Source organism: Acinetobacter sp. V89_7, from assembly GCF_029967895.1.
Lineage (GTDB): Bacteria > Pseudomonadota > Gammaproteobacteria > Pseudomonadales > Moraxellaceae > Acinetobacter > Acinetobacter soli.
In genome coordinates this window covers 39,009-49,276 of record NZ_JASCAJ010000002.1, presented here as the reverse complement: position 1 = coordinate 49,276, position 10,268 = coordinate 39,009, and the positions used below count along the sequence as shown (strand labels likewise).

At 44.3% G+C, this 10,268-nt stretch carries 5 protein-coding genes and 1 pseudogene; 4 read left to right on the top strand and 2 right to left on the bottom strand.

From position 1 onward, the window contains the following. The 3 genes and pseudogenes from QLG00_RS00430 to QLG00_RS00420 form a co-directional block, all read left to right on the top strand. A partial coding sequence (locus QLG00_RS00430; protein WP_282470333.1) for a YadA-like family protein occupies positions 1-2,179 on the top strand: 2,179 nt, incomplete at its 5' end. Between the two features lie 115 nt (positions 2,180-2,294). Next, a pseudogene (gene bamE, locus QLG00_RS00425) lies at positions 2,295-2,630 on the top strand (outer membrane protein assembly factor BamE); the annotation flags it as partial. Between the two features lie 323 nt (positions 2,631-2,953). Continuing rightward, on the top strand, positions 2,954-4,378 hold the full coding sequence (locus QLG00_RS00420; RefSeq protein WP_282470332.1) for a phosphate--AMP phosphotransferase: 1,425 nt from the start codon (positions 2,954-2,956) through the stop codon (positions 4,376-4,378). Positions 4,379-4,411: 33 nt separating this feature from the next. On the opposite strand, the gene QLG00_RS00415 is transcribed toward QLG00_RS00420, so the two are convergent. After that, positions 4,412-5,752 carry an MFS transporter gene (locus QLG00_RS00415; protein ID WP_004943936.1) on the bottom strand — a complete coding sequence of 447 codons (1,341 nt, stop codon included), beginning with the start codon at positions 5,750-5,752 and terminating at the stop codon, positions 4,412-4,414. A 178-nt stretch (positions 5,753-5,930) separates the two neighbouring features. Then, complete coding sequence (locus tag QLG00_RS00410; RefSeq protein ID WP_004932539.1) at positions 5,931-6,434, bottom strand: hypothetical protein; 504 nt, start codon at positions 6,432-6,434, stop codon at positions 5,931-5,933. A gap of 167 nt (positions 6,435-6,601) precedes the next feature. Between QLG00_RS00410 and QLG00_RS00405 the strand changes: the two genes are divergently transcribed. Next, the gene (locus tag QLG00_RS00405; RefSeq protein ID WP_282470331.1) at positions 6,602-10,267 is read left to right on the top strand and encodes an exodeoxyribonuclease V subunit gamma; all 3,666 of its coding nucleotides are present in this window, start codon (positions 6,602-6,604) and stop codon (positions 10,265-10,267) included. The last annotated feature ends 1 nt before the right edge of the window (position 10,268 follow it).

The following is a 10,268-nucleotide window of genomic DNA, read 5'->3' as shown; positions in this document are numbered from 1 at the left end:
CAATAAAATCAGTGGTATTGCCGCTGGCGCAGTGACATCGGCATCAACCGAAGCAATCAATGGCAGTCAGTTGTACGATGCAGCGAATAATGTGAAGAACATTATCGGTGGAAATACATCAATCAATGCTACGACAGGTGCATTGACCACGAGTAATATTGGTGGCACAGGTGAGGCGACGATTGACAAAGCGATTGGTCGTATTAATACTGCTGCAAATGCGGGATGGACACTTTCTGCAAATAATGATGTTTCATCGAGTAAGCAAATCAAGCCAAATGGAAAAGTTAACTTTGTCGGTGATGAGAACCTGAGCGTGGCTCAAACCAGTACTACGGATAACGAAGGCAATATCAAAGTTAACCTAAACAAGGATATTGTACTTAATAGCGTAACGACGGGTAATACTGTTATAAACAACGCTGGAGTAAGCATAGGCAATACTCAACTTAGCAGTACGGGGTTAACCATTGCGGGTGGTGCAAGTGTGACGACACAGGGAATTAATGCTGGTAATCAAAAAATTACTGGCGTTGCCAACGGTGTGAATGCTGCCGACGCTGTAAATAAAGCGCAGTTAGACGCAGTTCAAACAGCTGCGCAAGCAACAGACAATGCAGCAGTAAAATATGATGATCCATCGATCAAAGATAAAGTGACATTAGGTGGTGTTGGTTCAACGACGCCAGTGACATTAACCAATGTAAATGCGGGTCAAATTACAGCCAATTCAACCGATGCGATTAACGGCAGTCAGTTGTACGGTGCAGCGAATAATGTGAAGAACATTATCGGTGGAAATACATCAATCAATGCTACGACAGGTGCATTGACCACGAGTAATATTGGTGGCACAGGTGAGGCGACGATTGACAAAGCGATTGGTCGTATTAATACTGCTGCAAATGCGGGATGGACACTTTCTGCAAATAATGATGTTTCATCGAGTAAGCAAATCAAGCCAAATGGAAAAGTTAACTTTGTCGGTGATGAGAACCTGAGCGTGGCTCAAACCAGTACTACGGATAACGAAGGCAATATCAAAGTTAACCTAAACAAGGATATTGTACTTAATAGCGTAACGACGGGTAATACTGTTATAAACAACGCTGGAGTAAGCATAGGCAATACTCAACTTAGCAGTACGGGGTTAACCATTGCGGGTGGTGCAAGTGTGACGACACAGGGAATTAATGCTGGTAATCAAAAAATTACTGGCGTTGCCAACGGTGTGAATGCTGCCGACGCTGTAAATAAAGCGCAGTTAGATAGTGCGATCACTTCAGTGAATTCGAATGTCAGCCAATTGTCCAATTCAGCCGTGCAATACGATAAAAATGCTGATGGCTCGATTAATAAAGATTCTGTCACATTAGCAGGAATCAATGGCACTAAAATTAACAATGTAGCAAATGGTAATGTAGCAGTTGGTTCAAAAGATGCTGTGAATGGTGGTCAGCTTGCAGATGTCCGTGATAATTTACAGAGTCAAATTACAACTAATACTACTGAGATTAATGATATTAGAAATAATATTAATAACGGTACAGTGGGTTTAGTCCAACAAACAAATGCTAATGCAGATATTACCGTTGCGAAAAATACTGGCGGTTCACGCGTAAATGTATCAGGTACTGCTGGTGATCGTGTGGTAACTGGTGTAGCCGATGGTGCGATTAATGCATCATCGAATGATGCAATAAATGGCGCACAATTAAATAAGACCAATCAATATATTGCAACTTCATTAGGAGGCGGTGCCAAATACGATAACGGTGGATTTGTAGCGCCAAGTTATAAAGTAGGTGATGCTTCGTATAATAATGTTGGTGACGCTGTTGGCGCACTCAACGATGCGGATAAATCGTTGAGTAACCGTATTACGAATTTAGGAGATCAATTACAACAAGCATTCTATACGACCAACCAAAGAATTGATGATGTAGAGAAAAGAGCAAATGCAGGAATTGCATCTGCTATGGCATTAGAAGCAGCACCATTTGTCGCAGGAAAACTCACTTATGCGGTTGGTGCAGCATATCATGGCGGAGAAAACGCAGTAGGTGCTACTTTGAGAAGAACTGCTGATAATGGCCGTTGGGCAATTACGGGTGGTGTAGCTGCGGGTTCACAAGGTGATACAAGTTTCCGCGTTGGTATTAGTGGTGTAATTGACTAATTTTATAGGTGCTCAACGAGAGGTCGAAAATACTCAACCTCTCTTCCATCTTCTATGAAAAATATTAAAGAGAACAAAAGCTATGCAAATCAAAAGAACATTTATGTTCACTATAATGTTGGGCTTCATGATGTCGGTGACAGCAGCTGAACCATTGCCAAACAAAGAACAGATCACTTTTCCTGATCTAAGTAAAAGTTATCTTAAACAAGTATTGCGTTATGACGTAAATGATATTAGGCGTTTAGATGTTGGTCTTGATAAAGATCAAATTAGAGATTTATTAGGCAATCCACAATTTAGCGAAGGTCTTTTTGGTGTAAAAACTTGGAACTATGTATTAGATGTTCGTTTACCTGATACAAATCATTATCAGCGTTGTCAGCTTCGCATCGATTTTGATCAAAAATATAAAGCTGAGCGCTTATCATGGAAAGGAGAGAGCTGTCAGACACTGTCTGATCCTACTCATTCGTCTTAACTGATAACTTTAACTATTGTTTCGGAAGTGGTTGAAAAAGTACACTTGGGTGTGCTTTTTTTTGAAAAGTTTTTTCAATATTTAAGTCTATTCATTCAGCCAAACATAGAAAAAATAGCCTTATTATAAATTTTTTTTTAAACGATGATTTTGATTTTTAAAATGAAAATAAATAGAATTAATTGTCTTGTGATCCAATCAAATGATTCAAGATCATCTATCTAGGTTTTATTGCCAGCTAAACTAGAATAATATGAAAGCAAACTAAACGATAGAATAAATAGAGAAAGGCTATGAATCATCCTCATTCATTCGTAGAAAATAAACACAAAAATCCCAATCGATTGTCTTTAGATTTAATTGAGGCACAGTACGCCCTGAAAAATAGTTGGGGCAAAAAAAATGCAAAAAGCGTGCTGGTACTGGTCAGTGGGATTGAACTTGCAGGCAAAGGAGAAGCAGTTAAACAACTTCGTGAATGGGTCGATCCGCGCTATTTACGTGTCAAGGCAGATCCGCCGCATGTGCTGAATGTTAATCAACCGTTTTGGCAGCCGTATGCTTCATTTATTCCGGGCGAGGGACAGATCGTGGTGATGTTTGGTAACTGGTATAGTGATTTGCTGAGTACCGCCATGCATGTGTCCAAGCCACTGGACGATACTTTATTTGATGCCTATGTCAAAAATATGCAGGCATTTGAGCAGGATTTAAAAAATAATCAGGTCGATGTGGTCAAGGTCTGGTTTGACTTGTCTTGGAAATCATTACAAAAACGCTTAGATGATATTGATGTTTCAGAGCGGCGCTGGCACAAACTTCACGGGTTAGACTGGCGCAATAAAAAGCAGTACGACAATATCCAAAAGCTACGAAAACGCTTTAGCGATGACTGGATTGTGATTGACGGCGAAGACAAAACCAAGCGTGATCAGCTTTTTGCTGAATCAATCTTACATGCCATGCAGGATTTGCCTGAACATCCAGATCAGGGCACAATCAACTGGACTCAGGCGCTTGTACCAGACCTGTTGCTACATCCAGAGTCAGACGCGCTTGAGCATGATCAATACAAGAAAAAACTCAAAAAACTGACACGCAGAGTGGCTGAGGCGCTACGTTATGATGAGCGTCATGTGATGGTGGTATTTGAAGGCATGGATGCTGCGGGTAAAGGTGGGGCAATTAAACGCATCGTCAAACGGCTCGATCCGCGCGAATACGATATTTTTACCATTAGTGCACCCGAGAAATACGAATTACGTCATCCGTATTTGTGGCGGTTTTGGACCAAGCTTGAAAATTGTAGTGATATTCGAATCTTTGACCGTAGTTGGTATGGGCGCGTTTTGGTGGAGCGGATAGAAAATTTTGCCAACGAACTTGAATGGCAACGCGCTTACGATGAGATCAACCGCTTTGAAAAAGATCTGATCGACAGTCAGACGGTTATTATTAAAATCTGGTTATCGATCAGTAAAGATGAGCAAGAACAGCGTTTTCATGCTCGGGAAAAAACACCACACAAACGCTTTAAAATTACCGAAGATGACTGGCGCAATCGAGAAAAATGGAATGAATATTTAAATGCGGCGGCCGATATGTTTGAGCGCACCAGCACCGATGCAGCACCTTGGACCATTATTGCCACAGATGACAAATATAGCGCTCGGATCAAGGTATTAAAAACGATTCTTAAATGCTTAAAAACCACCTGAAGCGGTGGTTTTTAATACAGAAAACTTACAAACTTAAGTGGTTTGATTCATCAGTTTCCCCGTGTTTTGTCGAGCCAATTGTGCACCGAGTGGCGCTTTGGGCTCACTGCGTGACTGACGCTGACGAAACACAATGAGCGTCGCAATCAAACTGATAATTGCGGCAAACATGAGCCAAAAGGCGGGCATGCTTTTGCTGCCACTTTGTTCGACCAGATAAGTCGCAATCATCGGGGTGAGGCCACCAAACACCGAAGTTGCCAGACTGTACGCAACAGAAAAACCTGCAATTCGAACTGAGCTTGGCATCATTTCAGTCAAAGACACCACCAATGCACCGTTGTAAAAACTATACAACAATGACAGCCACAGCAAAGACACCAGCATGTGTGACAGACTGATATTTTGAGTTAACCAGCTCAAAAGCGGATAAGCCGTGACAAAGATCAGCGTCGTGGTTGCAATCAATAGCGGTTTTCGGCCGATTTTATCCGATAAATAGCCGCCAATTGGGAGTAGAATAAAGTTACTTGCACCCACCATTACAGTTGCCAATAAGCTTTCTGCACTGGTCAGATGCAGCACTTCTTTGCCGTAAGTTGGTGTGTAAACGGTAATGAAATAAAACATGGTGGTGGTGGTAGCAACCATACACATGCCAGTCAGTACAATTTTCCAATTCGCGGCCAGCGTAGACATAATCTGGGCAGTGGTTGGATGTTCGGTGCGTGAAGCAAATGCTTCGGTTTCTGTTAAGGATTTACGCAACCAGAAAATAAACGGAATGATGGCGCAGCCCACAAAAAATGGAATTCGCCATGCCCAGTCGGCCACTTGTGCCTTGGTAAAGACCAGACTCACCACATAACCTAATGTGGCTGCAAAAATAACCGCCACTTGCTGACTAGCAGACTGCCAACTGGTAATAAAGCCACGATTATGGGGCTCTGCAATCTCGGATAAGTAAACCGAAACACCGCCCAGTTCTACGCCAGCAGAAAAGCCTTGTGCCAAACGTCCGGCAAAGATCAGTACCGTCGCGGCAAAACCAATGGTGGCATAGCCAGGTGTAAGGGCAATAATCAGTGAGCCAACCGCCATGATGCTTAAAGTCACCATGAGGCCTTTACGTCGACCAATACGATCTACATACGGACCCAGTACCAGTGCACCAATCGGGCGCATCAAGAAACTGACCGCAAAGACCAAAAAGGTTTTCATGAGTGCAGCGTAACTGCTATCGGAATGGAAAAACGTTTCGCCAATGGCTTTAGCGTACAAACCAAACAGGAAAAAATCGTATTGTTCGAGAAAGTTACCACTTGTTACGTTAAAAATGGCACGTATACGGGATGTTGATTGTCCATGTTCCACAACGACTCTCCATAGTTTGTTTGTCATCGTGTGATGGATAGTAAGTAGACAATCTTTAAAAAAACTTAAAATTTACGTGAAAAGTCAAATGATATATAGATACGCGTTGGTCAAATATACAACTTGTTTTTTAAAATCAGGCAGATAAAAGGCACACAAGGTGCCTTTTAAATGATCATTAAACAGCTGCGGTCGTGCTTTTTTGCTGAATACGTTTCGCCAGATGATAACATTCTTGGACATGCGCTTCGGCAACTTTTTTCATCACGATATAGCCCAAGCTCGCAGCGACGATCTGGCCACCAAGCGGAATAAATTTGGTCACTTGCTTGGTCAATACTTTTCCGATCACGCCATTGAGTGACTTTTTGACTGCGGTACGTGCGACAACCAGCCCCGAAAATTCGAAGCCGCGTTTACGTAATTCGTTCCAGTGAATCTGTTTGGTTTCTGGATCATAAACCGTAATATGGTCGGGAGATAAACCGAAGCGAGCGCTGATATCGGGAATAATTTGTGACAAAATGCCGATATCAATCACGACATCAAAAAATGGAATAGGAACGACGGCGGCGCCAGCGGAAAAATAGGCACGCTTTTTGACCATTTCCAGACATTCGTCACGAACGGCTTCAAGGTTTAAACTTGGATCAATTGAATCTGGGATATTCTCAATTTTCATGGATTTATACTCAATGTGGTCCTTTGCTGTTATTCAAACATTTTTTTTGAGCATGACTCAAATTTTTATACACATGGCAAACGTGACATAGTTCGCCAACGATGTATAGTGACGAATCTTTATGATTTTGTGCATAAAAAACTGCGATTTACAAAGGTAAGGGCTACATGGCGATTCATGTAATACAAAGTCAGCGTATCGATGTTTTGCTTCAAGGGGTGTGGCAATCTGTGCCGCAGCCGAGCCAGAATCCGTTTGATGTACTTGAAACTCAGCATTTCATTGTGCCAAGCGCGGCCGTGCAGCAGTGGTTGACCGAAAAACTCTCAGAATTGCAAGGGATTACCGCTAATTATCAATTTCATCAGCGTATCCGCGGGTTCCAGTGGTTTGTCTATCAGCAAGTGTTGACTGAATATAAAGATCAGGTACGTAAAGCCAATATTCCACGCCTTATTTTAAAGTGGCGTGTGTTTCAGGCGCTCAATCCTCTGATTCAGTCAGCTCACATGACCTTATCGCCTGAGCATCCGGCCTATTCACTGGTCGATCGAATTTATACCAGTGCAGATCAATTACAACAAGTCGATCAACAGCAACAGAAAAAACAAAAAATGCTGTACTGGGTGGCCGAACAGGTATCGCAGCTATTTGGTCATTACATGACCTATCGCGGGTATTGCCAGAAAAACTGTAGCGGTCCTTGTACCTGTGCCACCAACTGGCTCAGTGCATGGGGAGAGAATCGGACGCTGGATATCGAGCAACTGATGGGGCAAGCCCGCCAAGAGATTTCGGCGTTTCAGTTCCAGCACGCGCAAGATTTAGAGGCATGGCAACGTTGGTTATGGCAAAACCACTTTCATCAGGATTATCTGGATATCCTGAACATTGACGACTTATTTTGGCAACTCTTAGATGGGGCACAGAGCCGTGAAACTGCCTTGCAGCGTTTGCCTAAGCAAGTGGTTGTATTTACCGTGTTGGATTTGCCGCCAATGCAATTACAGTTTTTGCGCCGTTTGGGGCAATACATTGATATTTTTATTTTGCACTACAATCCTTCTCAGGAATACTGGGCAGATAGTGTCGATCCTCTGTGGAAACAGCAGTACGATGTACGTGTGAAATCCCGATTTATCGAGAAAAACCCACAGGCAAGTGATGCAGACATTGCACAATTTTTTGATCAATTTACCTTGCATTTTAATGCTGAAGCGCGTGAGTCTCGCCATCCCTTACTCACCCGTTGGGGCAAGCAGGCACGTGACCATTTTAGCCTGTTGGCCAATTTGTCGTCGGGAGACGAAGGGCAGTGGGTCGATGCATTTGTCGATGAGTTTCCAAACACATTGCTGGGGCAAATCCAGTCCGATATTTTAAATTTGGCCGAGCCTGTCGCCAATCAATATTCTCTCGCACCCGACGATCGCTCGATTCAGTTTCATGTTTGCCATTCAAGCTTACGGCAACTGGAAGTTTTGCGTGATGAACTCATTCGCTGGCTGGCCGACACCTCGCATGGCCCTCGTCGTTTAAACGATATTTTGGTGCTGGTTCCCAACATTAAAGAAATCGAGCCAGCGATCCGCGCGGTTTTTCCGGCAACCCCTACCGAAGATACGGTGTTTTTGCCGATTAAAATTGCAGGCGTGGCGCAGCTCGATGTATTAAATGCATGGCAGGCTGTGGTCGGGCGGATCAATTTACTCCATGGACGTTTTGAATTTGACGAATTTGCCGACTGGCTGAGTTTATCAGCAACGCAGCAGTACTATGCCCTTGAAGATAGCCAGATTCGTCGCATGCTCAGTCTACTTGAGCAGGCTGGTTTTAAACGCGGTTTCGACGCTGAACATTTACAGCAGAGTTTAAGTCCAGACGATCACGACCATCGTTATAGTTTTAAGTTCGCGCTTGATCGACTGGCACTCGGAATCGCCATTCCGGCACATGTACTGTTTGAGCAGACCTTAAGTTTTAGCGATATCGCTCCTGATGATTTTGAACTGATCGGCGTGCTGATTCAGATTTATCAAGATTTGCATACGCGAAGAAAATGGCGAACCGCACATGAACAACACGAGAAACGTTCGGTTGAAGCGTGGCTTCAATTGCTGATGCAGGATGTCACTGCCTTTGAGCAGGCGGGTGTGATGGCATTAAAAACGGCTCGGGACATTATAAAAAAACAAGAACGAATGGTGACCTTGGCCAGTTTCTATGGCGATAAAGACACACATGGTTTACGCGATATTACGCTACCGCTGCCTTACTTGCTTGATGAAATTCAACGTACTTTGGAAAATCAGTCTTCACAGGCCGAACCGACCGGACAGATTACCTTTAGCCAGATCGGTCAGATTCGACCGCTCCCTTATGCACTGGTTGTGATGCTGAATCTGGACACGGGCAAGTTTCCAAACCGAGAGACCCATATTCCTTTTGATTTAATGGAGCAACTGCGCCAGCAACTGGGGGATCGTTCACGTTTGGAGGATGATCAGGGTGCCTTTTTAGATGCCGTGGTATTGGCAAAATCAGCCTTGTGGTTGTTTTATAATGGCTTTGATGTGAGCGATGGTGAGGTACGCGATCCATCGAGTATTGTGCAGGAATTCAAAGCGCATTTGGCCTTAATTGTGGCAGATGCACCGTGTGCAGAGGAAGCAGTAGCGCTTAATCCATATATTGCAGAGCAGCAGCAATGGCTCAAGCAGCTGGATGTGCCTGAGCGCCTCTGGCCAATGTACCATGTTCATCCTTTGCAGCCCTTTGACCCACTCGGCTTTGCCAATGACACTGTACCGCAGCGTTATCGAGATCACTGGTACCGCGTAGCACAGCAGGTGCAACAGCCTGAAGGAACAGTTCAACCATGGGTGAACACCTTGCAGCCCGCCTTAGATCAGGAATTGCGCGTTGTCGATAGCCGCCAGTGGATGGCCGATGTCACCTTTCCTGCACGGTTGTATTTGAAGCATTTGGGTGTTGATAATATTGCCTTGGCCGAACAATTTGAGCAGGCCGAACCGTTGTTTTTAGATGGACTGGGGCGTTATTCCATCCGCCAGTTTTTATATGAGCATGATCATACGGCGCCATTAGAATTGCTGCAAGACCAGTTACCAGTCGGCAAAATCATGCACAGTGCATGGCAACAAAGCAGCGCCGAACAAACACGTTTGCTGGCGCGGTTACAGAACTATGCACCTGCTGTAAGTCGTACCACGCAAACCATCTGGCGCCTTAGCAAACAGTTGCACATGAATATCACGGTTCCGCTCGATAACCGTAGCGACTGGGTGAGTATGGAGGCCTCGAGTGCACGGGCCAAACGCATGGCATGTGTATGGCTTGAGTACTTAATCTGGTTGGCATTTGGTCAGCAGGGTGCAGCCGCAAAAACCTTACGACGCATTGTGGTATTTAGCGATAAAACCGTAATTTGCGAAGGTCTGAATGCCGAGCAGGCCAAGCACTACTTAGATCAGTGGCTGGCGATGTGGCATTATGGCGCTACACAGCCTGTGGTGTTGCCAGCGGCATTAATACTCAAAGCGCTAGAAAAAGAGAAAAGCCATCATTGGTCTGCCACAGAGCAGGGCGAAATGCTGCTCGACGAGCAGGACTTAAAAAGCCTGTTGAGCGCGTGGCAAGACGCCAAAGCCTATGTCAATCTGGATATCCGTCAAGATGAAAGCAGCCAAGGCCATCGAGATTGGGCATTTATACTTGATCAGCAAGATAGCACCGCATTACTCAAAGATGCGATGAACCGCTATTCATATGCACTCTATGCCCCTATTTTTCAGTATTTGCGTCTGGAGTAAG

Excerpts from the sequence above, each read along its gene's own strand:
- QLG00_RS00420 (WP_282470332.1), top strand. The coding sequence starts at position 2,954 with ATGAATCATCCTCATTCATTCGTAGAAAATAAACACAAAAATCCCAAT.
- QLG00_RS00410 (WP_004932539.1), bottom strand. The coding sequence starts at position 6,434 with ATGAAAATTGAGAATATCCCAGATTCAATTGATCCAAGTTTAAACCTT.
- QLG00_RS00405 (WP_282470331.1), top strand. The coding sequence starts at position 6,602 with ATGGCGATTCATGTAATACAAAGTCAGCGTATCGATGTTTTGCTTCAA.